The sequence below is a fragment of the Streptosporangium carneum genome (assembly GCF_027922005.1).
GTDB lineage: Bacteria > Actinomycetota > Actinomycetes > Streptosporangiales > Streptosporangiaceae > Streptosporangium > Streptosporangium carneum.
Window position 1 is genome coordinate 37,079 of sequence record NZ_BSEV01000029.1, and the last position, 26,750, is coordinate 63,828.

Here is a 26,750-nt window from a genome sequence, read left to right on the forward strand (position 1 = left end):
GTATTGTGCCGTACGGCGAAGTATCTCTGCATGCAAATTGCCCGAATCTGTCACGATGGCCGTCCCGCTGGTTTCGGAAACGGCGAAAAAGGCACGGTGCCGGGCTTCGCGCTTTCTCTCGGCCATGCGTGAACGGCGACGCACGAATATTTCGCCCGTGTGTCCCGTGTGTTCGATTCGATTCCCGTCTCGGCGGCGACGACCGGATCGGGGGAACGGACGGACGAGCCGGTCGCCCCCCTCCCCGACGGGGACGACCGGCTCTAGTGTGTTCGAGGCGGGATGACGGGGCCGCCGGAGATCGGGTGCGCGTTCTCCGGCCGGCGACGTCGGCCTGTCGCGTGGCCGACCCGAACATGACGGAGGACTCTCACGTGATCGACGCCGAGACCGGTTGGTACTTCATGCACGCCTCCGTCAAGGCCGTGGTGCTGGTGGAGGGCGAGGTGCTGCTCTGCCGGAACCCCCGGGACAAGTGGGAGCTCCCGGGCGGGTGGCCGTCGAAGGAGGACTCCAGCCTGGCCGACGTGGTGCGGCGCGAGGTCCACGAGGAGAGCGGTCTCGACGTGGTGGTCGGCCCGGTCGTCGGCGCGGAGATCATGACCATCGGGAGGTCGGGGAAGGTGCTCATCGTGGCGTTGCGCGCCACGGTGGAGGGCCCTGCCGCCCCGAGGGTCAGCGACGAGCACAGCGACGTCCGCTTCTTTCCCGCCGCGGAGCTTCCCGAGGACCTCGAGAACGGATACGCCGACCTGATCGCCGCGGCGGTGTCCCTGCCCGCCTGAGCCGTACGGACCTCCGACCCCGGCCACGAGCCGCGTCTGAGGGCGCTGGTCGGCGGGACCGTCAGGGCGGTGGCCCGCCGGCGCTCTTCGCTGCGGCGACCGGCGCGGGCCGCCCCGGCGAGGGCCCTCCACCGGCCTTCGGCCGCGCCGGGCGCACCCCTGGGCCACCCCGGCTCGCCTTCCTACCTCTTTGGAGGACTCGACGACCCCTTCATGTTGGGTAACCGTGGTATAGGCATGAAAAATTAGGGCTTCACGTTATAGAGAAGACGATGTTAGGTATTTGCGTTATAGGGAGAGCATCCCGACGAATGCTCATACCCAGGTCGAGAAAGCAGCATTTCGCGCCCCTTTTGGTAACGCTTCGATAACGCTTCGTCGTTCACGACCTGCATCGTTTACGGAAAGTCATAGTGGCATTGACTGGATCAAAGCCAGCGAGAAGCCGGATCGCCGCAGCTAGAGCCCGGCGACACGGACGACGAAGACACGGACCGAGAGTAAACAATCACGCTTCGTAGGTCTTGACCTTTTTAATCCTTTTCTGGATCAATCATGAGGCTTCATCTCGCCCTATATCGTGGCCCGGAGCCAGAGTGACGCCGCTACCCCCCGACCCCCCGCGGGCCCGAATCACCCGGGCCCTCTCGAAACGCGGGCACACGGGGCTGCTTCACGCGGTGGGAGCGGCGCTGGCGGTCGTGATGGCGATGACGCCGTGGATCGAGGCGATCGTCCCGTCGGTGGCCCGGAGCATGTCCACGGCGTGCGCGGCCTTCCACGAGAGCGACCGGTCGCCGGAGCTCTCCTCCGACGGCCACGCCACGGCCGCCGCGATCACGAGCCACCTGGTCGCCACGGCGCTTCACAACGGGCAGTCGACGTTCCAGAACGACTCCAGAGAGGTCAAGGACGACTTCTCGGACACCGTGGCGAACGAGTCCCGCGTCCCCGTGCGGAGCGTCGCCGTCGCGGCCCATCGGGGCGCCCCCTCGGGAACCAGCCCGAGGGCGGGCGCGGCGCGCGGTCCCCCGGTGCGTAAGGAAAGCCTGCGAGCAGGCACTTCCCGTACGCACCGCCTCCTGCCGAACACGGCAGGAGTGGACCGCCCACGCTCATGTGAGGACCCCCGTGACGCCAGAACGGCAAGACCTGAAGACCCATGACGACTTAGCCGGCGCGCCCAGACGCGCCTTCCAGAAGGCCGACGTGAAGTCCGGCTTCCTGGTTTTTCTCATAGCGCTCCCCCTGTGCCTGGGGATCGCGCTGGCCAGCGGGTTCCCGCCGGTCGCCGGAGTCCTGACGGCGATCATCGGCGGCGTCCTGGTCAGCCTGCTCGGCAGCGCGGCGCTGACCATCAAGGGACCGGCTGCGGGCCTGATCGTGATCGCGCTCGGCGCGGTCCAGGAACTCGGCGGGGGCGACCTCGCGGCCGGCTACCGGCGGGCGCTGGCCGTCGGAGTCGTCGCCGCGATCATCCAGATCGTCTTCGCGCTGTGCCGCGTGGCCACGGTCGGCGTGGCCATGTCCCCCTCCGTGGTGCACGGCATGCTCGCCGCGATCGGGATCATCATCATCTCCAAGCAGGCGCACGTCGCGCTGGGCGTCAAACCCGAGAGCAAGGAGACCCTCGGCCTGATCGCCGAGATCCCGCACAGCCTCGTCACCGCCAACCCCCGCATCCTGCTGCTGGGCGCGCTGGGGCTGCTGATCATGTTCGGCATGCCCCTGATCCGGGCCCGGTGGGCGCGCGCCGTGCCCGCGCCGCTGGTGGTGCTCGCCGTGACCGTGCCCGTCGCCCTCTGGTTCCACCTGGGCACCCCGCACGACTACCGGTTCATGACCGGGACCTACCACCTGGGCCCCGAGTTCCTCGTCCGGCTCCCCGGCACCCTGCTCGACGCCGTCGCCTTCCCCGACTTCTCCATGATCCTCACAGGGACGTCGCTGAAGTACGTGGTGATGTTCGCGCTGATCGGCACCATCGAGTCCACCCTGACCGTGCTCGCGGTCGACTCCATGGACCCCAGGAAGCGGTCCTCCGACCTCAACCGCGACCTGCTCGCCCTCGGCGGCGGCAACCTCGTCTCGGCCATGCTCGGCGGCCTGCCGATGATCTCCGAGATCGTCCGCAGCAAGGCCAACATCGACGCGGGCGCCACCTCCCGGTGGTCCAACTTCTTCCACGGCGTGTTCCTCCTGCTGTTCGTCGCCCTCCTGCCCGGTCTGCTCCAGGCCATTCCGCTCGCCGTCCTGGCCGCCATGCTCGTCTACACCGGCACCCGGCTCGCCTCGCCCCGCGAGTTCGTCCACGCGGGAGAGGCCGGCCTCGACCAGCTCGCCCTGTTCCTGACCACCCTGCTGGTCACCCTCGCCACCGACCTGCTCATGGGCGTCGCGGCCGGCCTCGCCCTCAAGATCGTCCTGCACCTGCTCCGCGGCGTCCCCGTGGCCGCCTTCGTGCGCCCCCGCGCCGAGGCCACCCGCACCGGGAGCACGCTGCACGTCCGCGTCCCCGGCGCCGCCATCTTCACCGCCCTGCTGCCGCTGCGCCGTACGGTCGACAGCGCGGGCGGCGGCGGCAAGGACGTCACCGAGGTCGTCGTCGACGTCGAGGACGCCGTCCTGGTCGACCACACCTTCCTGGCCGGGCTGAAGACGATGGCCCAGGAGTGGCACGGCACCCTCACCCTGCGCGGGCTCGACCAGCTCACCCCCGTCTCCGCGCACCCGCAGGCGACCCGGCGCAGGAGGCGGGCATGAGTCACCTGGAGGTCGCCACCCGCCCGCCGGTCGACGACCCGTCGACGAGCGTCCCCGACCTGGTCGAGCGGGCGGCGAGACTGCTGCCCGACCAGGCTCCGCTGCAGACTTTCGTCCATCACAACACCCTGCACGCGTTCGAGCACCTCCCCTTCGACGAGGCCGTCGTCAGCGCGGCGCGTGTGTTCGGCACCGAGCCGTACCAGAGCGAGGCCGCCTTCCGGGGCTTCCTCGCCTCGGGGCGGATCCGTCCCGTGGACATCGAGGAGGTCGTCGGGGCGGAGGCCGGCGACCAGGCTCCGATCGTGCCCGGCGGTCCCGTTCGCGACCGGTTCCTGGCCATCCGGCTCCAGCACCTGTTCGAGGTCCCCCGGGGCCCCGCCCTGAGCTGGCTGCTCCTGGAGACGGACCAGCGGACCCGGTTCGCCGACCGCCTCGACCCTCGGCGGCACGCCGAGCTGCTGGCACAGGCCAGGCGTGACTGGAGCGGACCCGCGACGGCCGAGCCCGATCCACGGGCGCTGCAGGCCCGGCTGCTGGACGACCTGTGGAACCGGCTTGAGAAGGCGGCCCCGCACGCTCACGGCGACGACGCCCCCGTGACGCGCAGACGCGACCAGATCCTCGCCCTGACCGGCCAGGACACCGACGAGCTCGTCCATCCGCTGCTGATCCGGCTGTCGGCCGCCTTCCTCGACCAGGGGATCGCCTACTGGCCGATGCCGGAACGCGGGCTGGGCCTCCTCGGCGCCTTCCGCTGGCTGTACGGCCAGGCGGGCGGCCCGCCCGACCGGTTCCTGCGCGGCATGGGCCCGGAGCTGAGACGGCAGGAGTCCGAGGCCTGGACGGCGGAGCGAACCGTCGTGTGGGCCCTGAAGGAGCTCGCCGTCCCCGAGGCCGACTGGGGCGCGGCGATCCAGGCGACCCTGCTGTCGCTGCGCGGCTGGGCGGGCATGATGCGCCAGTTCGAGCACCGTCCCGACCGCGCGCCGGTCCAGGCGCACGCCGCACGGCTGATCGACTACCTGGCCGTGCAGCTCACCCTCGACGCGTACGCGGCGCGGCACGCCGTGGTCGAGCATCTCGGCAGGCACGCCGCGGTCGCCGACCTCGACAGGCTCACCGGTTCCGGCGGGCGGACGGCCGCGGCCGCGCGTCCCTGCCTGGAGCTGGTCTACGAGGCGTTCGTCCTGGCTCAGGTGATGCCGGTCGACACGGCGGTGTTCGCCGAACAGGAGCACGCGAGGGCCTGGATCGAGGCGGTCGCCTCCTGTGACGCGACCGAACGGCGTCGCCTGCTGCACCTGGCGTACGAGCGGCGGCACCGGGTCGGGGTGCTCGACGCGCTCTCCGCGCACCAGGAGGTGGCGGCCGGGGCCGCCAGGACGCCTCCCGCCCGACTGCAGGCCGTGTTCTGCATCGACGAGCGCGAGGAGTCCCTGCGCAGGCACCTGGAGGAGCACTTCCCCGAGGTGGAGACCTACGGCTACGCCGGTTTCTTCGGGGTCGCCATGACCTACCGGGGCCTGCAGGAGGTGCGCGCCCGCCCGCTGTGCCCGGTCGTCGTCACCCCCAGGCACCTCGTCGTCGAGGAGCCCGCGGGCGCGACGGGGGCGGGACGGCACGCGGTGCCGCCCCGCAGGCGAGGCGTGTGGGGCAGGCGACTCACCGTGGGCAGCAGGACCCTCGCGCGCGGGAGCGTGATCACGCTCGGCCTCGGGTTCGCCCACGTCGTCTCCCTGGTCGGCCGCTGTCTCTTCCCCCGGCTGTTCCACCGCTGGTCCCAGCGCCTCGACCACGGCGCGGGAGCCGCGCCCGTCACCCGGCTGGCCCTCGAACGCGCCGTTTCCCCCGCCGTTTCCCCCGACACGTCCCCCGCCGAGTCACCCGTCCGGGACGCTCCCGCGCAGGAGGACGGCGACGGCCTGCTGCGGGGATACTCCGTGCCGGAGATGGTCGACGTGGTCTCGGCGGCCCTGCGGACGATCGGGCTCGACCGGGCGCACGCGCCCGTCGTGCTGATCGTCGGGCACGGCTCGTCCAGCCTCAACAACCCGCACGAGTCCGCGCACGACTGCGGCGCGACCGGCGGCGGGCGCGGCGGCCCGAACGCGCGCGCGTTCGCCGCCATGGCCAACCACGCCGGGGTGCGCGAAGGCCTGCGCGACCGGGGAACGGACATCCCGGACAGCACGTGGTTCGTGGGCGCCTACCACAACACCTGCGACGACTCGATGACCTACTACGACGAGGACCTGGTGCCCGAGCGGCGCCGTCTCCAGGTCCGCGAGGCGAAGGAGGCCATGGCGGCGGCGTGCGTCCTGGCGGCCCACGAGCGGTGCCGCAGGTTCGAGTCCGCGCCCCTCGACCTTCCGCTCGACGCCGCGCTCGCCCACGTCGAGAGCCACACCGTCGACCTCGGGCAGCCGAGGCCGGAGTACGGGCACGCCACGAACGCGGCGTGCGTCGTCGGGCGGCGCTCGCGGACCCGGGGGCTCTTCCTCGACCGGCGCGCCTTCCTCGTCTCCTACGACCCGGACGGCGACGCCTCGGGCGACCTGCTGACGAATCTGCTGCTCGCGGCCGGGCCGGTCTGCGCGGGCATCAACCTGGAGTACTACTTCAGCTACGTGGACCCGGCGGGCTACGGGTGCGGGACGAAGCTGCCGCACAACATCGTCGGGCTGTTCGGCGTGATGGACGGACACGCCTCCGACCTGCGCACAGGCCTGCCCTGGCAGATGGTCGAGATCCACGAACCGGTACGGCTGCTGCTGGTCGTCGAGGCGGAGCCGGAGCGCCTGACGGCGATCCTGGAGGCGCACGCGGGCCTGCTCCGCCTCGTGGCCAACGGCTGGATCCAGCTCGTGGCGTGGAGCCCGGACTCCGACGCGATGCACCTCTTCCGGCGGGGCGGCTTCGTGCCGTACACCCCGGAGAGCACCGAGTTCCCGACCGTTAACCGCTCGGCGCAGTTCTACGCGGGCAACCGGGGGCATCTGGGGTTCGCCCACGCGACGGCCGCGTTCGGCGCCGCCCCCGCCGAGGGGGCGAACCTCACGGGGACGACGCCTTCCCCGACGTCTTCCCCCTCCGCGGCGCACGCCCGGGAGGCGCTGTGAGCACCGCGGTCGAGCGGTTCCTCCTTCTGTCGATCGTCGGATTCCCCCTCCTCGCGTTCCTGCTGCTGGCGGTGTTCGCGTGGCGGGGAGGCCGACGGGCCGAGTGGACCGTCTCGACGGCCGTCGCGCTGGCCTTCGCGCTCGCGACGGCGTCCGCGATCGTGCTCGTCTGCCTCATGGTGAGCGGCGGCGAGCGGGTGCTGACGGTCTCCGTCGGCACCTGGTTCGGCACCGGGGAGTCGGAGTTCCACCTGCTGCTCGTCGGCGACCGCCTCTCGCTCCCCTTCGCCGTCCTCATGGCGCTCCTCGGCGGTCTCATCGGCGTCTTCTCACAGCGCTACCTGCACAAGGAGCCGGGCTACCTGCGCTTCTACATGCTCCTGGCCCTGTTCGGCGCCGGTGTCGAGCTCGTCGCCCTCTCGGGCGCGCTCGAGCTCACGTTCGTGGGCTGGGAGCTCGCGGGGCTGGCCTCGGCGTTGCTGATCGCGTTCTTCCACGAGCGGCGCAAGCCCGTCGAGCACGGCCTGCGCGCCTTCCTGACCTACCGGGTGTGCGACGTGGGACTGCTGGCCGGCGTCGTGTGGCTGCACCACGCCACCGGCTCGTCCACGGTGGTCGGCGCCGAGGCTCTCGCCGAGGGCGCCGTCCCGGGCGACACCGGATGGGCGGCCTTCCAGGCCCCCGCCGCCGCCCGGGACGCCCTCCTGATCGGGCTTCTCCTGTTGTGGGCGGCGATGGGCAAGTCCGCGCAGGTCCCCCTCGGGGGCTGGCTGCCCCGAGCCATGGAGGGGCCGACGCCGTCGAGCGCCGTCTTCTACGGCGCGATCTCCGTCAGCCTGGGGCCGTACCTCCTGCTGCGCACGGAGTCCGTCTGGACGGGGGCGCCGGGAGCGCGGATCGCGATCGTCGTGGTCGGCGCGCTGACCGCCGTCCACGCCACCCTGGTCGGACGCGCCCAGACGGACATCAAGAGCGCCCTGGCCTACGCCTCGATGACCCAGGTCGGCATCATCCTGGTCGAGGTCGGGCTCGGCCTGCGCTATCTCGCGCTGGCACACCTGATCGCGCACGCCGCGTCGCGCAGCGCGCAGATCCTGCGCTCGCCGAGCCTGATCCACGACCACCACCACCTGGAACAGGCGACGGGCAGGCCGCTGCCGCCCACCGGAAGGCATCTGGACCGCGTCGTCCCCAGGGGCGCGCAGACATGGCTGTACCGGTACGCGCTGGAGCGAGGCTACTTCGACGCCTGGCTGCGTGACCACGTGGTCGGCGGGCTGACCCGCCTGGTCAGGCGGGCGGACTCGCTGGACGACCGGTGGGCGGGACTGCTCAGCGCCGGCGCGGTTCCCGCGAGCCGCACCGGGACGCGGGACGGTCTCCGGGACGGCCTCCGGGACGGGATGGTCGCGGCGGCCAGGGACAGCGGAGCGCCCGCCACGGCACGAGGAGAGCAGGAGACATGATCGCACTGGTTCCGCTGCTGGTGGCAGCCCTGTTCCTGGTGTCCTCCGTCGTCGTCGCCCGCATGGCCGATCCGCGGGGCGCGCGCCGTACGGCGGTGTACTGCGCGACGGCCGCCACCGCCGCGACGGCGCTGTCGGCCGCGCTGCCGACGGTCAACCGGTTCGCCTCGTTCGTCGAGGGAAGGCAGGTCGCCGGCCTGACCGTCGTCGCCGCGCCGGACGGCGCCGTCAGACTCGTCGGCCTCGTGACCTGCGCGGCGGGCCTGCTGGTCGTCGCGATGAGCCCGCTCGCCTCCCATCCGCCGGCGACCACGGCGCGGATCCTGCAGCTGCTGGCGGTCTCCTCCGGTTTCGTCGCCGTCCGGCACGAGGCGGTCTCCGTCGTGCTGTGGGCGCTGTCCGTCTGGCTCGTCTGGGCCGGGTTGCGCGGACGTGACGGCGGCCTCGGAGATCACGGCGGCAGGGGCGACGGCCTCGACCGCCTGTTCGCCGTGTACCAGGTGCCGGGCGTCCTGCTCTTCGGCGTGGGCACGGCGCTGACGGCCACCGGCTGGCGGGCGACGGGCACGGTTCTCGTCGTGCTCGGGATCATGATCAGGTTCGCGGTCATCCCCCTGCACAGCTGGTACCCCAGGTTCGTCGAGCAGGCTCCGCTGGGAGTCGTGGTCGCGTTCGGCACCGCTCCCGTCGGCGTGCTCGCCCAGCTGGATCTGCTGACCGCTCCGCCGCCCGCCTCGCTCGCGCACCAGGTGGCCCTGGTCTGCGGCCTGACCGCCCTCGTGGCCTCGGTGTTCGGGGTGGCGCAGCGCGACGCCAGGCGCGCGCTGGCCTTCCTGATGATGAGCCAGACCGGGCTGGTCGCCTGCGGGCTCGGCAGCGGTTCACCGGCCGCGGTCTCCGGAGCCGTGCTCACCTGGCAGGTCTCCGCCCTCGGCGTCTCGGGATTCGCCATGGCCATGGCCGCGCTCGAGGCGCGGCGCGGCGCGCTGTCGCTGGTCACGCCCGGCGGGAACTTCGCCAGGACCCCGCGCCTGGCCGTGGCGTTCCTGCTGTGCGGGCTCGCGACCGCCGGCTTCCCGCTGTCCCTCGGGTTCACGGGCGGCCACCTGCTGATCCACGGCTCGGTCGCCGAGTCCCCGCTGGTCTGGCTCGCGCTGATCGGGGCCGTCGGCGTCAACGGGATGACGGTGATGCGCTGCTTCTTCGCCCTGTTCGCGGGCAGCAGGACGCACTCCGGCGAACGCGATCTCGTCCCGCTCGAGACGTACGCGCTGACGATCGCGATCGGCGCGCTGCTGATCGGCGGCGTCTTTCCCGTGGTCCCGTGAGTCACCCGCCCTCGTGAGAGGGCGGGTCGCCCGTCCCGGTGAGAGGAGAGACTCCGCCTCACACCGCTCGCCGGACCGGGACGCGCGTCGCCGTCGAGAGGCGGCGACGCCCGAACTCCGGACGCGAAGGACTACCGGTTGGGAAGTTCCTCCACGCTCTCCTCGGCCCTGTCGTCCGCCGTGGAGCCAGCGCCAGCGCTGAGCTCCTCGCGCAGCCGATCGAGGTCAATCCCGTGGCTGCTGTACTTCAGCTCGCGCGCCACCTTCGTCTGCTTCGCCTTGGCTCGACCCCGCCCCATTGGCTGTACTCCCTCACGCAGGTCGTGCTCGACCTCTTGTCACCGTCGCGTTGCCGACGATTCCAGCCTGGCGCGGCAGGTCAGGCTGTGCTCGCCGGTACCCGTACCCAGCGGCGCCCTGCCTCATCCTCGATTCGACCGGGATCGGGGCTTGCCGGGCGGCGTTGGGGAACAGAACACCGGCTCATCCTACCTAGAAACCTGACGATTTGAACAATTATGCAATTTGCCGGATTATAAATGTCTTGTGTTCCTGGATTGGGTGCAGGGGGTTGACGATCCGCGGAAAGCGGGCGGCCTGAGCGGGTTCGCGGCGGCGCCGCGGGCACGCGCAAACGGAGCCGACGGGACCGCATGACCATGACGGTTCCGCTCTACCAGGCCAAAGCGGAATTCTTCCGCACGCTCGGACATCCGGTCCGCATCCGGGTGCTGGAACTGCTGAGGCGAGGCCCCCTGCCGGTCAGGGACCTGCTGGTCGAGCTCGACATCGAGGCCTCCAACCTGTCACAGCAGCTGGCGGTGCTGCGCCGCGCCGGCATCGTGAACGCCACCCGCGACGGGGCGACCGTCGTGTACGCGCTGTCCACCCCGGACGTGGCCGACCTGATGGTCGCCGCGCGCCGGATCCTGGCGGACCTGCTGGCCGGTCAGGGCGAACTGGTCGCCGAACTGCGCGCGGAGACCCACGGGTGACGCGGGCCCCCACGCGGGCCCCCACGCGGGGTCCCTACAGGACGCCGCCCAGCGCCTGCAGCCTTATGCGCACCTCCTCGGCCTCCAGCAGGTCGAGGTAGTCGAACAGGTAGAGGGCCTGACGCCAGAAGATCCGGGCGGAGTCGGAGTCGCGAAGGTAGAAGAACACGTCCGCCATCCGCTTGTGCACCTGGGCCTCGTGGTACAGGTCGCCGATGGTCCGCGCGATGGCGAGCGCCTCACGGCAGACGTCCAGGGCCGGGGTGTACGCGCCGGCCGCGCTGTGCACGTCGGCGATCCCCACCAGGGCCCGCACCTTCTCGTACAGGTCGGCGATCTCGTCGGCCAGTTCCTCGGCCCGCTGGAAGTGGACCATGGACTCGCCGGGAGCGCCCATGCGGAGGTACGTGCTCCCGATGCTGTTGAGGATGTCCGCCTTGCTCCTGCGGTCGCCGGTCTCCTGGAAGGTGGTCATGGCCGTCCGATAGCACTCGAGCGCGGATGCGAACTCGCCTTTGTACTGGTGGACGTCACCGAGGTTCTTGTGGAGGATGGCGTGGTTCTGACGTCCTGCGATCTCTTTGAAGATCTTCAGTGACTCCTGGTACAGCTCGACCGCGTCCCGGTGGTACCCCCGGTGCCGCTGGACGTCGCCCATGTTGTTCAGGGTCTTGGCCTCCCCCCGCCGGTCGCCGACCCTCCGGTAGGCCGCGAGCGCCCGGCCGAAGAGGTCCAGGGACCCCTGGTAGCGGCCGAGGTGCCAGTAGACGATTCCGCTGTGCCCCAGGGCGTCCGCCTCTCCTCTGGTGTCGCGCATGGCCCGGAAGATCGCTCCGGCCTCCTCGTGGTGAGCCAGCGCCTCTCGGTAGCGAGCGGACGCCCAGCTGATGAACCCGATCTGGTCCAGGGTCCTCGCCTCCGCGTGCCGGTCGCCGATCGACCGGTAGACGACCAGCGCCTCACGGGTGTGGCGCAACGCCTCCTCGTGCCAGCCGGTTCTGAAACGGGCGAAGCCGAGGTCGAGCGAGGCCTGGGCGACTCCTCCGACGTCGCCGAGCTCACGGCAGGCGCGCAGTGCCAGCCCGTGGCCCGCCGCGGCGTCCTCCCAGTGCCCCTCGGTGTCGAGATAGCCCGCCATCAGCCGCATCAGCCGGGCGCAGTGGCCCTTCCACTCGTGGGCGGCGGCGTACTCGGCGAGCTGGAGCACGTCGCTCCACTCCTCCTCCAGCCACCGTCTCCCCGGGGAGGCGGACGACTCGCCCTCGTCTCCCCTGTCGGCCTCGCCCGCCTCCCCGCCCGGTTCGAGCGTCTGGACGGCGGTCTCCACGGCACGCCGGTAGTGGTCGAGGAGTCGCGTGACCGCGCGCCGGTTCTCGCTCTCCGAGTCGTCCCGCCAGGCGCGCTCACGCGCGTAGGCACGGATGAGGTCGTGGAAGCGGTACCGCGCGGGCCTCACCTCCTGCAGCAGATGGTGCCGCAGGAGCACGTCGACGACCTCCTGGGCCTGGGCGACGGTGACGTCGCCCAGGACCGCGGCCACGACCACCGTGGCCTCCCGGCACGGATGCAGGCCAAGACGCCGGAAGACGAGCCGCTGTCGCGTGGTGAGGTCCCGGTAGGAGAGCTCGAAGGCGGAGTCGATCTCCCGGTTGTCGCCGTCGAGGCCGTGCGCCGTTCCCGAGGAGCCGGGGAGCAGGCTCGCGCTCTCCGACGGGCCCGTCGTGATGCGACCGGCCCGCAGCGTGATCGCGAGCGGCAGTCCTCCGCAGAGGCGCACGACCTCGTCGACCTTGCCAGGCTCCGTGTCCTCCCCCGCGAGCCGTCTGACGAGCTTGACGGCGTCCGAGGCCGGCAGCACGCCGAGGGAGACGGATCGGACGTCGGCCACCCCGTCGAACCGGGCGCGGCTGGTGACCAGTGTGAGACCGGGCGACGAGGCGCTGATCAGCGGCCGCACCTGCTCGGGCCCCGCGGCGTCGTCGAGAACCACGATCGTGCGCCGGTAGGCGAGCTCGGCGTGCCACACGGACGCGCGCTCCCCCAGCGACCGGGGAATGCGGGAGGCGGGGACGTCAAGCATGCGAAGCAGGGCGAAGAGCGCCGCCGCCGCGTCCAGAGGAGGACGCACGGGATCGTGCGCCCTGAGATCCAGGTACAGGTGCGCGTCGGGGTAGTGCGCCGCGAGGGCATGGGCGATGTGCGTCCCCAGTGCCGACTTCCCCACGCCCGGCATTCCCTGGATGGCCACCACCAGATTGCCGCTGTGGCCACGACGCATCGCGTTGACGGCGTCGATCTCAGGCTCGCGTCCGGTGAAGTGGGGAACGTCGCGCGGGAGCGTGTTGGGCTGCGGCTTGACCCCACCGCGCCGGTAGACGGGGGTGACCGCCAGGTCGGAGTCACCGCCGAGGATCCTCCGATGAAGATCCCGCAGTCTCTGACCGGGCTCCGTCGCCGTCTCCGTCACGAGATCCCGGCGGATCCGCCGGTAGACGCCGAGCGCGTCGACGCGCCGGTCGCTCCGGTAGAGGGCGGTCATGAGGTGGGCGGCGATCGTCTCGTCGGTCGGATGGAGCGCCAGGAGGTGGTGCAGCTCGTCTAGGACCTCCGCATGGCGTCCCATTCGCAGCTCGAGCTCGACGCGTTCCCGTTGCACGTCCCTGCGTTCCTCGCCGAGCGTCCTGGCCATCCGCCGGGCCCATGCCCCCGGGAGCCCGGCCAGCGCGTCCCCCGGCCACAGCTCCTCCGCCGCACGGAACAGCCGGACGGCGTGCTCGGGATCGCCGCTCTCCAGGATGGCCTTCGCCTGACGCCGCAGGTTGCGAAACCGGTGCAGGTCCACCGCCTCGGCCTCGACCGCGAGCAGGTAGGTGGAACCGCGAGCCACGATTCGCACCTTGTCTCCCAGCGCGTCACGCAACCGGCGACGCAGGCGCGAGACATAGCTGGCGAGGGCGTCACGGGCCTTGGGAGGCGGCCGCTCGGCCCACACGTGGTCCACGATGGCGTCGACCGTGACCGTGCGCCCAGGGGAGAGCAGGAGAATCGCCAGTATGAGCTGTTCCTTCGGAGGGCCGAGCACGTGCTCCCGGCCCTCGGCGTGCAGCACGAGGCTCGCCCCAAGAGCGAGCATCCTGAATTCGAACACGCTCCCTCCGGTCGCTTATCTAGCAATCCGGATCAGCACCTGAGCGGAATCTTCTCACGCCAATGAACCTAGATCTACCACCCAAGAACCATGCGTCACGATAGATATGAATTTCGCCGACTATCTCTTATGTCCATGTTCGCGACACGCAACCAGGACTAAATTCCGGATAGCAGGAAATAACGGAAATGGGGCGCAAGAAACCCGCCTAACGAGTATAGTTGCCTCACCCAATGCGCCATAACCACGCATTGGATGACTATCTATACATAGCCAGGAAACGGACAAATGACCAAAATCCTGTCAACGGTTGTCGCGGCGACCGCCCTCGGTGTGGGGCTCCTCGGCACGACGACCACGGCGGCGTTCGCCGAGACGGCGCAGGCCGGAAAAACGGGCGACCGCACGGAACAGCGCAACCTCGTGGCGGTCAGCGCGGCCCCGGGCAAAAGCAGAACCTTCATGATCCACCTCGGTCGGCGAGGACCGGACAAATCCTATACGTTCATGATTACTCCCCCACGGGACAATACGGCGGCCTCCAAGCCCGGCCCCGAGAAGCCTGAAACCTTCATGATCTGATCCACCCCGCACCGACCCCTCCAGGGTCGTGGTCGGCCCCTGGCCACGACCCAGCGACGCCCGCAAGCGAAACGTCATGGTTTTCGCAAGGAAAGCATCCTCCCCGCCATCGCACGCTCGTGCTCCGCGGCCTTCGGAGAACGGCCGCCGACAAGCGAGGGAGAGCGTCATGGCATGCGTCGAACAACCGATCAAAGGCCCCTTTTCCCTGGACGCGCCCAGAGGGGACACCAACAGGGTCGAGCGAACGGCCGTGGTGGTCGTGCACCATCTCGCGGCCGCCACCCGGCTGATGGACATCGTCCCCCTCGTGGAACCTGACCGGCGGGTGCAACTGGTCTACACGGTTCCCCCCTCCTCGGTCTTCGCGGACGGCGCCCACGACTTCCTGCGGGACACCGGAGCCCTGGTGATGCCCTGGTCCCAGGCGACGGAAGTCCGCTTCGACCTGGCCTTCGCCGCCGGCCACGGACTGCTGGAGCGGCTCCGCGCCCCGGTCATGACGTTCTTCCACGGCGCGGGACCGTACTCCTACGTCGGCCGCCGCGAGGGGGACGGGCTCTCCGCGAACCGCGCGGTGACGGGGTTCGGCCTCCAGGGCCTGGTCACGCACGGCCGTGTCATCCCGACCGCGATCATGGTCTCCCACGACGACCACCACCGGCTGCTGGCGGCCGAGTGCCCGGACGCCGCCCCCGCGGCGATCGTGGCCGGGGATCTCTGCTTCGACAGGCTCCTCGCGAGCCGATCACGACGTACGGCCTACCGGAACGCCCTGGGAGCGGGCCCCGGGCAGCGAGTGGTCGTGGTCTCCTCCCACTACGGAGCGGGGTCGCTCCTGTGGGACCACCCCGATCTGCTGTCCAGGCTCGCGGCGGAACTGCCGGCGGAGGAGTACCGGATCGTCGTGGTCCTGCACCCGAACATCTGGGTCTGGCACGGCAGGAAACAGGTCAGGGCCTGGTTCCGGCGACACGGAGAGACGGACGTCGTGCTCCTGCCGCCCGAGGAGGGATGGCGGGGGGCTCTGGTCGGGGCGGATCTGATGATCGGGGATCGCGGCAGCCTGGCCTGTTACGGGGCCGCTCTGGGGCTGCCCGTCACGCTCATCCCCCACTCCGCGGAGGATGTCGTGCCGGGTTCGCAGTTCGCGCTCCTGGGCGAGGTCGCGCCTCGGCTCGACGTGCGCGCGCCGTTGGCCGCGCAGCTCGACTCCGTCGAGCGGCACTGGTCGCCCGCCGACGCCGACGCGCTGCGGGACCGGCTCACCTCCGTCCCGGGGGACGCCGCCCGCCTGATCCGTCAGGCGATGTACCGCCTGTTACGGCTGCCGGAACCCACCGTCGAGGCGCGCGCGGAGGCGGTGCCGCTGCCGCGCCCGCTCACAGCGGCCGATCGATGAACATCGTGCGGGTCTGGAGCGGCGGGCCTGACCGGCACGGCCGGACTCCGCCGATCGCACTGGACGAACACCTGAGCGCGACCTCCGACGAGGCACGCTGGCTGCCCGTCGCCGATGTGATCCTCTGCCCGGACGTCCCACCGTGCGGGGACGGGGAGAGCACGGTCGCGAGGACCCTCGTCCGCCATCCGGGATGCCTGGTCGCGGCGTGCCGTCGCGCCGACGGCGCGGTCGTGGTCGGCTCCCGGGACGGGCAGATCCTCACCTTCGACGAGGCCGAGCCGTGGCGGGCGGCGTCGGCCGCGCACGCCTGGGCCGTCGCGGGCGGACGACTCGAAGATCTTCCCGGCGTGTCGATCATGGAGGTCGGGGGGGATCCTGAGCCAGGGATTCCAGCCTGCGCCGGACCGGTTCTGCTCGTGGCGCGTCGAGCCGGGTGAGGATTTCCAGCGCCCGGCCGAGATGCTCCCGTGCCTGCCGCGCCTCCCCGGCGGCCACGAGGGCCTCGGCCAGATGGGAGCGGACGTTGGCCTGCTCGTACAGTGCTCCGATCTGCTCCGTGAGGGCGAGCGCGTCGGTCAGGAGCCCCCTTGCGGCTTCTGACCGGCCCGCGAGCAGATGGGTCTGTCCCAGGCCGGTCAGGACACGTGTTCGGTTGTAGCGGTCGCCGAGCAGGCCGAACAGCTCCTCTGCCTCCGTCAGGCTCAGGACGGCCTCGTCGTAGCGGCCCGCGTCGCGGTACGCCTCGCCGATCCGGCGTGCCATCAGGGCCACGCCGCGCTCGCGGCCGAGATCCCGGTGGATCAGACGTGCCTGCTCGAAGCAGACGATCGCTCGTTCCGGCTGTCCCAGCCCGAGGTGGGCCACACCGAGGCTGCTCAGCGCCGACGCCTCGCCGATGGCGTGGCCCGCCGCCCGCTCCAGGTCGACGACCTGCGCGCAGAGGGCGACCGCGGTGTCGAAACGATGCAGGTTGAGGTGGGCCGAGGCCAGCGCGAGCAGCATGCGCGGTTCGGCGAGCCGGTTGTCCGAGGCCCTGGCGGACTCGAGTGCCACCTCGTGGGTCCGCACCCAGTCGCCGTAGTGCTTGCGGTTGACGAAAAGGCCCCAGAGCGCTTCGCACATCTGCCAGGTGATGTCGTGCAGCCCCTGCTCATGGGCCTGGAGCAGTACGGCACGCAGATTGGGCAGCTCGGCTTCCAGCCAGTCCAGCGCCTTGGCCGGGCCTTCGAAGGCCGGGTCGGCGGCGTGGGCGGCCTCGTAGCGGGAGCCGAGATGCCAGCGCCCCGGGATCACGACGAGATCGGCGGCGACAGCGGCGCTGAGATACCACTCGGCGATGCGAACGAAGATCGCCTGCCGTTCCTCAGGAGGGTCGGTCTCCACCGCCTTGGCGTACGCGTGCAGGCGCAGGAGGTCGTGGAACCTGAAACGGTCCTCCTCTTCCTGCGCTCCCTCCTCTTCCTCCACCAGGTTGGCCCCCGCCAGCCGGTCCAGGAGACGGAACGCCTCGCCCACCCGGATGCCGCCGGCCGCGGCGGCGACGTGGGAGCCGAAGTCCGTGCCGGGGTGCAGTCCGAGCGCACGGTACAGCCGCGCCTCGTCCTCTGAGAGCATTCCGTAGGAGACGTCGAACACGGCCTGAATCGAGATGTCCTCGTCCGCGCTGAGCACCGAGAGCCTGCGCCTGGCGTCGGCGAGTTCGCGGACGAGACGCCTGATCGACCATTTCGGGCGCAGAGCCAGGTGCGCGGCCGACGCGCAGACCGCGATCGGGAGCCTGCCGCACAGGGACACCAGGTCACGTGCCGCCTCGGGTTCCGCGCTGGTCCTGTCGAGGCCGAGGACCCGTGCCAGCAGCGCCTCGGCCGCGGCGGGGCTGAGCGGATCCAGGTCGATGAAGCGGGCGCCCTCGACGACCAGTCCGGAGAGCCTGCGGCGGGTGGTGACCAGGACCAGGCTCCTTCCCGAAGCGGGAAGGATCGCGCGAACCTGGGCGGCGGAGAGCGCGTTGTCGAGCATGACGATGAGCCGTCGGCCGGCGGTGACGGAGCGGAACATCGTCACCTGTTCGTCGAACTCGGCCGGGACGTGCTCGGGGGCGGTTCCCAGGGCCCTGAGGAACCTTTCGAGGATCTCACCGGCGGGCACCGGAGGATCGGAGGCGAAGCCTCGCAGGTCGGCGTAGAGCTGGCCGTCTCCGAACATGTCGCGGACCTGGTGGAGCCACTGCAGGGCGAGGGAGCTCTTGCCGACGCCGCCGAGCCCGGTGATGACCACCAGCGTGGGTGAGTGAGGGGTCTCCTCCCCCTCGTCGAGCAGCCGGCGCAACTGCGCGAGCTCGTCCTCCCTGTCGATGAAAAGAGCCGGAGCGGGAGCCAGCTGGGCCGGGGCGGGGGCACGCGGACGCGTCCCGACATCGATCCGAACGTCTCCGTGGATGGACTGCGCCTGCACGGCGGGACCCCATACGGTCCCGCCGACCTCATTGGTTACCGGTGCCTCGCGAGGATCTGGGTTTTCCCGTCTGTCGTTGCGTTCGCTCACAGATACGGCTCCCGAGAAATATTCACATTATTAATCCAAAGGAAAGCATCCCCGGTCATATTGGGGGACGAACGACAACCCCCTCAGACACCGTAGCGCAGACCGGTATACCCACCGGATTCGGGATCCATATCCTCGTGCGGTGAACGCGTTTAGCGACCCGCCCTTCGTCCCCGCACGGAGTCGCCGCACGCTCCCGGCGGGTGACGCGGCCGCATGGTGCCTCTGTGGCCCATGTGATTCCTGTCAGGAAACGGCGCGCCCACGGCGCGAGGAGCGCGATAACCGGCGGGACGAAATCAGAACGGAACGGCCGTCGACCGTTTCCGCCACTCCGCCCCAAGGAGGGTCCTGCGGTTTCTCACCACGGAGAACCGATTGGCATGCGGCCCCATATCCACTGCGGCCCGCTTTCGCCGCGCATGGAGTTCACCTGTCGTTTCCCCCCGGTTCTCCGACGACGACTGCCGCGACCAGGCCGAACGCCCACCGTCCGCACGGCTCACGAGCCGGACGGAGTGCCCGTCGCACCGCCCGGGGTGATCGTTACGCTCACGCGCGAGGACGCCGATTCGCGACTCGAATCAGCGCCGCGGACTTCCGTTAAATCGGACGGCCGCCGAAAACGGCCGTGGACGCCGGAACGGAGAGAGCGGACGCCGATGTTCGGCGACGAGGCGTGAAAACGATCCCCCGGCCCCGGGGACGCGTCACCGGGAATGCCGAACGGCTCACGGCGCGACATGAAACACTCCTCCTCTCCCCCTCCCTTCTCATCCGCGGAGGCCGGGTTCATAATCAACACCGATCAATGCCGGTAAACAAGGAAATTCATCGGGCAACAGGACTTTTCCGAAGGACAAGCAGAACACAGGAGAGCAGACATGGATCCGACGACGCTCACCGCGATCATCTCCGCCCTGGTCGGCGGCGTCGCGGGCGAGGCGGGTAAGAATGCCTGGACCTCGCTGGTCACCCTCGCCAGGCAACGGTTCGGAGACGGATCCGGCGAGGTGGCCGCCCTTGAGGAGGCCACCGAGGACACCTCTGAGGCGATCGCCGGGATCCTCGTGGACCGTGCCGCCGCGGACCCCGGATTCAAGGAGTCGCTGGAGTCGTGGGCGTCCCAGGCGGGAGGGATCGTCCGGCAGAGCCACGACGTCTCCAACACCATAGGCGGCGAGGCCCGGATACACGGGACCGTGATCCAGGCGGGTGACGTGTTCGGCTCGATCAACCTGGGCCCTCGCTGACCCGCGAGGAGGAGAACCCCGCACTCGCGAAACCCCCGACGACGTTCGGCGGGAAGCCGGCAGCCGGAAACCGCTCTCTCCGGCGCCCGGCCGTCACACCGGCCGGTCGCGGACGACCGGCCAGCGGACCGGCAGTTCCATGAGCCCCCGGATGAACATGCCGCGGCGCCACACCAGTTCCCCCGCGGGCACGGCGAGCGCCAGGTCGGGGAGGCGGTGCAGCAGCGCGCCCAGCCCCACCTGGAGCTCGGCCCTGGCCAGATGCGCGCCGAGACAGAAGTGCCTGCCGTGCCCGAAGGCCACGTGCGGGTTCTCCTCCCGGTCCGGGACGAACCGGCCGGGGTCGGCGAACACCGCCGGGTCCCGGTTGGCGGCGTCGGTCAGCGGCACGACCACCTGGCCCGCGCGCACCAGGGTCTCGCCGAGCCGTACGTCCTCGGTCGCGACGTGCGGCGCGCCTCCGGTGGCGACCAGCGAGCTCCAGCGCAGCATCTCCTCGACGGCGGGGGCCAGCGCGTCCGGGTCCGCGCGCAGCCGGCCGGCCAGGGCGGGGTCGAGGAGCACGGTCAGCGCGCAGATGGCGAGCTGGTTGCCGGTCGTCTCGTAGCCCGCCATGAGCAGCCCCGCGCCGAAGACCGCGATCTCCTCGCGGCTCAGCCGCTCGGCCTCGGGCGCGGCCAGCAGCTCGGTCAGCAGGTCGTCCCCCGCCTCGCCCGCGGCGATCTCCGCCTCCCTGGCCGCGACCAGGCCGGCGAAGTAGTCTCCCGCCTCCCGGTGCGCGGCGGCCACCTCCTCCCGGGTGAAGCGGGTCGTCGACATCATCCTGTCCACCAGGGGGCGCAGCTGGGACCGGTCGTCCGCGGGAACGCCGAGCATCTCGGTGATCGCGTTCAGCGCGAACGGCACGGTGAAGGCGTTCACCAGGTCGACCGGCTGCGCGCGCGTCTCCAGCTCGTCCAGCAGGTCCCCGGCGAGCGCGCGCAGCCAGGGGGTCTGCCTCCTGGCCCTGCGCGCGGTGAAGGCGTGCAGCACGGCCCTGCGCCTGCGGGTGTGCACCGGCGGGTCGCTGGTGGCCAGCGCCAGCGACTCGGGAGTACGGGCGAACATCGGCCGCCCCGCGAAGGAGGCCCGGCTGAAGCGGTCGTCGGACAGCACCGCCTTGACCTCGGCGTGCCGGGCCACCAGCAGGGCCTCGCTGCCGTTCGACAGCATCACGAGCGGCAGCCCGGGACGGCCGAGCAACTCCTCGTACTCCCGTGGCGGGCGGGCGTCCGGTCCCTCGGGGAAGGGGAACGGGCACGGCGCCGTACCGGTCATGCGACGTCCTTTCCGAGCAGGGCGACCACCAGGTAGAGCAGGAAGCTGGTCAGCAGGAACGCCACGGCGGCCAGCAGCGGCCAGCGGACGGTCCGCGCCCGCCAGAAGCGGTCGGCGCCGAACGCGACGAAGGCCAGCGGGAGCACGACCAGCCAGCCCCACGGCGAGGCGGCGGGGCCCGTCCCCCACGGGCGGGTCAGCGCCAGCGCGACGACCACGGAGACCACGGCGCTGATCACCGCGGTGACCGCGGTCCGGTCCGCGCCCCACAGGACGACGTAGCTGCGCTCGCCGGGACGCAGGTCACGGGTGACCTTGCGGGCGTACTCCAGGTGCAGGAACGCGGTGCTGGCCACGACCAGCGCGGGAACCGCGTGCCAGCTCGGGGCCAGGCCCGTCTGGTTCAGCACCCCGGCGTAGAGGTAGAGGTTGATCAGCACCTGCACGGGGAAGCTCACCCACGCGCTGAGCGCGATGGCGTCTCCCGAGGGCCAGTGCCACCTCTGGTCGACCACCAGCACCAGGAGCGCGTAACCGAGCTGCGCGGCCAGCGCGACCAGGGCGACTCCCCGGCCCGCGTTGAGCGCCAACACCGCCACGACGCCGACCACGATGAGGACCACCAGGTCGGAGACCCGCACGGCGCCGCTCGCCAGCGGCCGTCCCGGATTGTGCTCGCGGTCGTAGTCGAGGTCGCGGATGTCGTCGACGGCCCGCATCAGCAGCAGGTCGACCGCGAAGGTCAGCGCCGCGACCGCGGCCCCGCCGTCCAGGCTCCAGGCGGTGACGCGCGGGTCGGCCAGGGTGAACAGGGCCGTCACGCCCAGCGCCCAGCTCACGCCGTAGGGGAGGTAGAAGGCGGGCGGATAGCTGCCGAGGACGTATCTGCCGAGCCGGGTGATCATCACTGCTCGTCCTCCAGGATGCGCACGGTCCCCTCCGCGCCGTCCAGCTCGACCAGGGCTCCGTCGGGGATGCGGGTGGTCGCGCCGGGCACCGCGACGACGGTCGGCACCCCGAGCAGCCGGCCCGTGATGGCGGTGTGGGACAGCAGGGTGCCGCGCTCGACCACCAGCCCCTTGGCCGCGGTCATCAGGAACAGCCACCCCGGGTCGGTCTCCCTGGCGATGAGAATCCTGTCCTGGCAGGACTCGGGCGGCACCGAGGGGTGCAGCACCACCTTGGCGCGGGCGCGCACGACCCCGGTGCTCGAGGCGAGCCCTCGCAGCAGCCGGGGGTCGGCGTCCCGCGCGGCCGGGGCGGCGTCGTCCTCCTCCGCGGACACCGGCGTGGCCAGCGCGACGCCCGCCGCGGTGAACCGGCGCGACGGCGGAACCGGCAGCGTGGCGTGGCGCTCCCGCTCCCGTCTGCGGTGCGCGGCCAGCGGGCGCAGCTCCGAGCCGGGCAGGGTGCCCTCGAAGGCCCCGAGCACCTCCTGCACGGTCAGGTCGACGATGTCGTCCGCGTCGTCGAGGTGACCCGCCGCCGCGAGTTCCGCGCCCAGCCGGAACAGCACCCCGCGGGACAGGCCGTACAGCTCGGTGCGGCAGAACCTGGTGTCCTCCCGCGCCTTGGTGTGGCCGCGCAACACGGCGGCCAGCGTCCGCAGCACCGTACGGCGCAGCGGGTCGGGGCAGCTCCTGCGCAGCTCCCGTTCCGCCTCCCGGCGGACCCTGAGTTCCTCCGCGCGGCTCCCGGCCACCGTACGGCGCTGCCTGACGAAGGGGCGCACCATGTCCAGCACCATCCACGGCCTCTGGCGGGGCGTCGGCTCCTCCAGCTTGAGGTCGCCCGCCGCGCGGTGGCCGTAGCGGCGCAGGTGCTCGGCGGCCGCCTCGGCGAGCGCGACGCCGTACTCCCCTGCCGCCAGCCGCCCCCACACCTCGCGGGCGGCGTCCGGGTCCTCCGCGCCCAGCACCTGCTCGCGCGCCCGCGCGTCGGCGTCGATCAGCTCGGCCAGCGCGATCGCCGACCGCAGCGCGGCCAGCGAGCGGTTGTCGGGGCCGCCGGAGAGCAGGCCGAGCATCAGGGTGTGGCCGTTCTGACCGGCCCAGCGCCGCAGCAGCCTGTCCAGCGCGCCCGCGACCAGCATGCTGAAGACGCTGTTGGTCAGGGTGACCCCCCAGCGGACCGCGACCTGTGCCCACAGCCGCCGGTAGAAGACGACCAGTTCCTCCGGGCTCCGGCGGTCGATCTCCCGCTCCGCCGTCGCCGCGACCCCGTCCCACCAGCGCAGGAAGTCGCGCACCGCGGCCGGGTGGCCGAGCGCCCCGCGGAGCAGGCCGGGCGCGGCCAGCGCCGCCCGCAGCCGCCACCCGGGACGCGGCGGGACCGAGCGGGGGTCGTCGACCAGCCCCATCGAGTGCTCCCACCAGCCCCTGACGAACTCGAAGGCGGGCATCCGGCCGTGCAGGACGTACCAGGCGTCGAGACGGTAGAAGATCCGGCCGTCGAGCATGCCGACCATCCGGTCGAGATGGTGCGCGTCGTGGCGCAGCCCGCGTTCGGACACGCCCATCCGCCGGTACAGGTCGGTGAAGATCCACCGGTAGAAGTCGCGGGCCAGCGAGTAGGTCAGCGCGCCGGACACCCCCGGATAGCTCTCGGTGATGTTGTGGTTGCTCCACAGCACCCGCCGGTCGGCAGGGGGGCGCGCGCCGGAACGGCCGGTGTCGCCGGAGCCGTCCGAACCGGCGGGGACGGAACCGCGAGAGCCGTTGGAGCCGGGGCGCGCGGCGGGCACTGAAGGTGGCACTGAGGGCGGCACCGAGGGCAGCACCATGGGCCTGGCCTGGACCACGTGCAGTTCCCCGTCCTCGGTGAAGGCGCCCTCGATGTCCTGTGGGCAGCCGAAGTGCAGCTCGATCCGGGTGGCCGCCGCGACGACCCTGCCGATCTGCGCCCCGTCCAGCACCGGCGTCTCGGCCAGCTCCGGCGGCACGTCCAGCAGGGCGGGCTCGGGGGGTCCGTCCGGTGCGGGCGGGCCGACCATCCGGTGCTTGCGCACCGTCTCCGCGCGCACGTGGCCGGTGTCCGGGCTGACGAAGAAGTGGTCCACGTCGGCCTTCTCCTGCACCACGCCCTCGCCGATCCCGTGCGCGGCGGCGATCACGTGCCGGACCGCGCCGTCGCGCGGGTCCCGGGTGAAGGCGACGAAGGAGCGGGTGCCCAGCGCCATGCGCTGGACGCCGACCGCGACGCGCGTCGCGGCGGGGTCGCCGCCCCTGTTCAGCCGGTAGAGCACGGCCTCCGGCTTGTACGCCGAGGCCCAGCAGTCCACGATCCGGGCGAGCAGGTCCTCGCGCGGCACGTACAGGAAGCTGTCGCTCATCCCGGCGAACGGGTCCGCGACGTCGTCCTCGCCGGGCAGCCCCTCCGCGGCCACCACACAGGCCCGTACGGCGGCCAGCCCGCCGGGCCCGACCACCTCGTCGAACGCGGCGAGCGCCCGCTCGGCGACACGCCCCGGCACCCGCAGACGGGCCACCTCGGCGGCGGCGGCCCCGCCCCAGGCCCGCACCGCCTCGACGTCGCCGGGGGACGGCACGGGCGGCAGGCCCTCGCGCACCGATCGGGTGGCCTGGTCGAAGGCGAGCGCCGACAGGCAGTACAGCGGCGGCACGGGGAACCCGGCCAGCCGCATCGACTCCAGCCTGGCGAACTTGTTGCCCACCCGGGCGGCGTCGAGAAGGCCCGCCCCGCTGACGAGCAACCGCGTCACCGGTGTCATGGACGCGCCTCCACCCGGGTCTCGCCGTTCCATCCGTCGATGTGCAGGACCTCCTCGAGCGGCAGGCGCGGGCCGGGCCCGAACCTGGTCCTGAGACTGTGGGCGGTGGGCAGCAGGCCCCCCTGGTGCACCGTCTTCGGCAGGCCGAGCAGCTCCGCCACCTCCTTCTCCCGGTCCAGGTGAACCGTCGTCCAGGTCGTCGCCAGGCCGCGGGAGCGGGCGGCCAGCGCGTAGCTCCACATGGCGGGAAGCAGCGACGACCACACTCCCGCCTGGTTGCCCTCGGGCAGCCGTTCGCTGTCCAGTTCCAGGCAGGGGACGACCAGCACCGGCACCCGGTGCAGCTTCTCGGCCAGGTCGCGGCCGTCGGTCAGCAGGCGGCGGACGGACGCCTCCGCCTCGTCGAGCCGGTCCAGCGCGGGCCCCATGCGGTCGTGGAAGGCCCGGCGGTAGACGTCGGCCACCCGGGAGCGCAGGGCGGGGTCGGTGAGGACGATCCAGCGCCAGCGCTGCCGGTTCGAGCCGTTGGGGGCCTGCAGGGCGAGGCGCAGGCACTCCTTGACCACTTCGAGGTCCACCGGCCTCGTCAGGTCGAGGCCGCGGCGCACCGCCCTGGTGGTGCTCAGCAACTCGTCGCAGGTGAGGTCGAGCGGTACGGCCACGCTCACCACACTCCGGGAACCAGGCGGGGCCTGTCCGCCGCGTACTGACGGTAGGCCGGGATCGCCAGCAGTTCCCGCTCCTCGACGCGGATCCGCCAGCCGATGGCCAGCGCCAGTGCCGCGAACAGCGGCACGCTGGCCCAGTTGAGGAAGAACAGCACCAGGCCCGCGTGCCCCAGCAGCATGCCCGCGTAGGCGGGGTGGCGGATCAGCCGGTAGGGGCCGGTCCTGACGATCATGTGGTCGTCGCGGCGGATCACGTGGTGCGAGTAGAACTGCCCGAGCACCCGCATCGCGACCTGGCGCAGCAGCACGCCGCCCAGGAAGAGCAGCACGGCCGGCACGGCCACGGGGAACGGGCGCTGCCACGGGATCGGCCCGAGGACGGCGGCGGCGACCGTGGCCATGCGGGCGACCCCGTAGGTCACCAGGGTCGCCACCTCGCGGGGCGGGGCGGACGGCCTGCGGAAGGAGATCGGCGTCTCCAGCGCGACCCAGAGCAGGTTGGCCGCGACGAAGGCGGCGGCGAACAGGTGTGTCGGCTCGCCCGCCCTCGTGAGGTGCAGGACCAGTCCGGCGACGTTGATCGCCACGGCGACGACGAACAGCGCGGGGATGATGTAGCCGGTCCAGGCCCGCTTCGCGGCCGTGGTCGGCGGTTTCGAGGACGGCGTTCCGCTCATGCCCGCGGCTCCTTTCCGCGGAGCCTGCGGTAGGCGGCCGGGGCGAGGCACTTGGACTCGTAGGACAACGAGCCGAGCGGCAGGCCGGTGGCGCGGGCGACCACGGTGAGGTCGAAGCTCCCGAAGTTGCCGCGGGCGGGCCGTACCGGCCAGTGCAGCCCCAGCGGGACGGAGCGGCGAACGCCCACGGGCAGGTCGGCTCTCAGCTCCAGCCAGAGCATCATCACGTCGCGGGGCCGTTCGTGCGCCAGGTGACTGGCCACGGTCACCAGTTGTCGTCCCGACTCGATCATCTCCTCGATTCCGTAACGCTCGTCGCCGTGCCGGAGCAGGAAGTGCCCGGACGGCGGGGAGACCGTCGACGCCTCGTACGCCTCCGGGGAGATCACGGGCTCGCCGACCACCACGTTCTGCGGGTCCGCGCGGTGCACCAGGTCCGGCGGGGCCGGTGTCACCGGGTCGCCGCGTTCGGAGTCGCACGGCTGCGCGGCCTGCTCGCGTTCCTCGACCAGTTCGACGGTGCCCGAGCACACCGTGCTGTCGTCCTGCACGACTTTGACGGCCCACTCACCGTCGTCTCCGCCGGAACCGGGCTCCGCGAGCAGGAGCACCCCGCTGCCGAGCTCGCACATCCTCATGAACTTCAGCGACAGCCGGATCCGGTGGTCGCCGCGCGTCCACCGGGAGACGCCGGTGCGGGCCCGCACCAGATCCAGCAGCCCGGTCACCAGCAGCATCCCCGGCACGTGGTCGAGCGGGTGGTCGAAGAAGAACGGGTGGTCCCGGTCCACCCGCAACACGGCGCCGTGCCGTCCCGGCTGCGGGGGCGTCGGCGTGATGACGCTCAGCCAGTCCGACGTCGGTGTGTCGTATGACGTGCCCAGATGTGAATGAGATACCAAGGATCAAACCTCCAGCATGGGCTAGGGGCGGACGCTGTTCGACGGTTCAGGGGCGACCCCCGCCT

20 protein-coding genes are annotated in these 26,750 nt (G+C 71.5%); 10 read left to right on the forward strand and 10 right to left on the reverse strand.

The window, feature by feature from the left end:
* The first annotated feature begins 374 nt into the window (after positions 1 to 374).
* Positions 375 to 785 carry an NUDIX domain-containing protein gene (locus PKF00_RS37085; protein ID WP_271222407.1) on the forward strand — a complete coding sequence of 137 codons (411 nt, stop codon included), beginning with the start codon at positions 375 to 377 and terminating at the stop codon, positions 783 to 785.
* A gap of 673 nt (positions 786 to 1,458) precedes the next feature.
* On the opposite strand, the gene PKF00_RS37090 is transcribed toward PKF00_RS37085, so the two are convergent.
* On the reverse strand, positions 1,459 to 1,644 hold the full coding sequence (locus PKF00_RS37090) for a hypothetical protein (protein WP_271222408.1): 186 nt from the start codon (positions 1,642 to 1,644) through the stop codon (positions 1,459 to 1,461).
* A gap of 272 nt (positions 1,645 to 1,916) precedes the next feature.
* On the opposite strand from PKF00_RS37090, the gene PKF00_RS37095 reads away from it, so the two are divergent.
* From PKF00_RS37095 to PKF00_RS37110, 4 genes are read left to right on the forward strand one after another with little or no spacing between them, the layout of a single operon-like run.
* Positions 1,917 to 3,548: a SulP family inorganic anion transporter gene (locus PKF00_RS37095; RefSeq protein WP_271222409.1), complete on the forward strand. Its 1,632-nt coding sequence runs from the start codon at positions 1,917 to 1,919 to the stop codon at positions 3,546 to 3,548.
* On the forward strand, positions 3,545 to 6,670 hold the full coding sequence (locus PKF00_RS37100; protein WP_271222410.1) for a YbcC family protein: 3,126 nt from the start codon (positions 3,545 to 3,547) through the stop codon (positions 6,668 to 6,670). The genes PKF00_RS37095 and PKF00_RS37100 overlap by 4 nt, the downstream gene beginning before the upstream one ends.
* On the forward strand, positions 6,667 to 8,136 hold the full coding sequence (locus PKF00_RS37105; RefSeq protein ID WP_271222411.1) for a proton-conducting transporter transmembrane domain-containing protein: 1,470 nt from the start codon (positions 6,667 to 6,669) through the stop codon (positions 8,134 to 8,136). The genes PKF00_RS37100 and PKF00_RS37105 overlap by 4 nt, the downstream gene beginning before the upstream one ends.
* Positions 8,133 to 9,464 carry a proton-conducting transporter transmembrane domain-containing protein gene (locus PKF00_RS37110; protein ID WP_271222412.1) on the forward strand — a complete coding sequence of 444 codons (1,332 nt, stop codon included), beginning with the start codon at positions 8,133 to 8,135 and terminating at the stop codon, positions 9,462 to 9,464. The genes PKF00_RS37105 and PKF00_RS37110 overlap by 4 nt, the downstream gene beginning before the upstream one ends.
* Before the next feature lie 131 nt (positions 9,465 to 9,595).
* On the opposite strand, the gene PKF00_RS37115 is transcribed toward PKF00_RS37110, so the two are convergent.
* Complete coding sequence (locus PKF00_RS37115) at positions 9,596 to 9,763, reverse strand: DUF3073 domain-containing protein (protein WP_271222413.1); 168 nt, start codon at positions 9,761 to 9,763, stop codon at positions 9,596 to 9,598.
* A gap of 360 nt (positions 9,764 to 10,123) precedes the next feature.
* On the opposite strand from PKF00_RS37115, the gene PKF00_RS37120 reads away from it, so the two are divergent.
* Positions 10,124 to 10,459 (forward strand): ArsR/SmtB family transcription factor, encoded by a 336-nt coding sequence (locus tag PKF00_RS37120; protein ID WP_271222457.1) that lies wholly within the window; start codon positions 10,124 to 10,126, stop codon positions 10,457 to 10,459.
* A gap of 34 nt (positions 10,460 to 10,493) precedes the next feature.
* Here the strand turns inward: PKF00_RS37120 and PKF00_RS37125 are convergent, their stop codons facing one another.
* Positions 10,494 to 13,607 carry an AfsR/SARP family transcriptional regulator gene (locus PKF00_RS37125; RefSeq protein WP_271222414.1) on the reverse strand — a complete coding sequence of 1,038 codons (3,114 nt, stop codon included), beginning with the start codon at positions 13,605 to 13,607 and terminating at the stop codon, positions 10,494 to 10,496.
* Positions 13,608 to 13,895: 288 nt separating this feature from the next.
* Between PKF00_RS37125 and PKF00_RS37130 the strand changes: the two genes are divergently transcribed.
* The 3 genes from PKF00_RS37130 to PKF00_RS37140 all read left to right on the forward strand — a co-directional run bounded on the left by PKF00_RS37130 (position 13,896) and on the right by PKF00_RS37140 (position 16,031).
* Complete coding sequence (locus tag PKF00_RS37130; protein ID WP_271222415.1) at positions 13,896 to 14,189, forward strand: hypothetical protein; 294 nt, start codon at positions 13,896 to 13,898, stop codon at positions 14,187 to 14,189.
* Positions 14,190 to 14,358: 169 nt separating this feature from the next.
* Positions 14,359 to 15,591, forward strand: coding sequence for a hypothetical protein (locus PKF00_RS37135; RefSeq protein ID WP_271222416.1), 1,233 nt, complete (start codon positions 14,359 to 14,361; stop codon positions 15,589 to 15,591).
* Entirely contained in the window at positions 15,588 to 16,031 is a 444-nt protein-coding gene (locus PKF00_RS37140) for a hypothetical protein (RefSeq protein WP_271222417.1), read from the forward strand. The genes PKF00_RS37135 and PKF00_RS37140 overlap by 4 nt, the downstream gene beginning before the upstream one ends.
* On the opposite strand, the gene PKF00_RS37145 is transcribed toward PKF00_RS37140, so the two are convergent.
* Positions 15,949 to 18,048 (reverse strand): ATP-binding protein, encoded by a 2,100-nt coding sequence (locus tag PKF00_RS37145; protein ID WP_271222418.1) that lies wholly within the window; start codon positions 18,046 to 18,048, stop codon positions 15,949 to 15,951. The two genes, PKF00_RS37140 and PKF00_RS37145, sit on opposite strands and share 83 nt — an antisense overlap.
* Before the next feature lie 974 nt (positions 18,049 to 19,022).
* Between PKF00_RS37145 and PKF00_RS37150 the strand changes: the two genes are divergently transcribed.
* Positions 19,023 to 19,391: a hypothetical protein gene (locus PKF00_RS37150; RefSeq protein WP_271222419.1), complete on the forward strand. Its 369-nt coding sequence runs from the start codon at positions 19,023 to 19,025 to the stop codon at positions 19,389 to 19,391.
* 93 nt (positions 19,392 to 19,484) lie between these two features.
* On the opposite strand, the gene PKF00_RS37155 is transcribed toward PKF00_RS37150, so the two are convergent.
* Genes PKF00_RS37155 through PKF00_RS37180 form a run of 6 tightly spaced genes read right to left on the reverse strand, consistent with a single transcriptional unit; the run spans position 19,485 to position 26,685 of the window.
* Positions 19,485 to 20,708 carry a cytochrome P450 gene (locus tag PKF00_RS37155; protein ID WP_271222420.1) on the reverse strand — a complete coding sequence of 408 codons (1,224 nt, stop codon included), beginning with the start codon at positions 20,706 to 20,708 and terminating at the stop codon, positions 19,485 to 19,487.
* Positions 20,705 to 21,613 (reverse strand): UbiA prenyltransferase family protein, encoded by a 909-nt coding sequence (locus PKF00_RS37160; protein WP_271222421.1) that lies wholly within the window; start codon positions 21,611 to 21,613, stop codon positions 20,705 to 20,707. The genes PKF00_RS37155 and PKF00_RS37160 overlap by 4 nt, the downstream gene beginning before the upstream one ends.
* Complete coding sequence (locus tag PKF00_RS37165) at positions 21,613 to 24,438, reverse strand: PEP/pyruvate-binding domain-containing protein (protein WP_271222422.1); 2,826 nt, start codon at positions 24,436 to 24,438, stop codon at positions 21,613 to 21,615. The genes PKF00_RS37160 and PKF00_RS37165 overlap by 1 nt, the downstream gene beginning before the upstream one ends.
* The gene (locus PKF00_RS37170; protein WP_271222423.1) at positions 24,435 to 25,106 is read right to left on the reverse strand and encodes a nitroreductase family protein; all 672 of its coding nucleotides are present in this window, start codon (positions 25,104 to 25,106) and stop codon (positions 24,435 to 24,437) included. The genes PKF00_RS37165 and PKF00_RS37170 overlap by 4 nt, the downstream gene beginning before the upstream one ends.
* The gene (locus PKF00_RS37175; protein ID WP_271222424.1) at positions 25,103 to 25,783 is read right to left on the reverse strand and encodes a methyltransferase family protein; all 681 of its coding nucleotides are present in this window, start codon (positions 25,781 to 25,783) and stop codon (positions 25,103 to 25,105) included. Before PKF00_RS37175 ends, PKF00_RS37170 begins: the two co-directional genes overlap by 4 nt.
* Positions 25,780 to 26,685, reverse strand: a complete 906-nt coding sequence (locus PKF00_RS37180; protein ID WP_271222425.1) for an AfsA-related hotdog domain-containing protein — start codon at positions 26,683 to 26,685, stop codon at positions 25,780 to 25,782. Before PKF00_RS37180 ends, PKF00_RS37175 begins: the two co-directional genes overlap by 4 nt.
* Positions 26,686 to 26,750 lie beyond the last annotated feature (65 nt).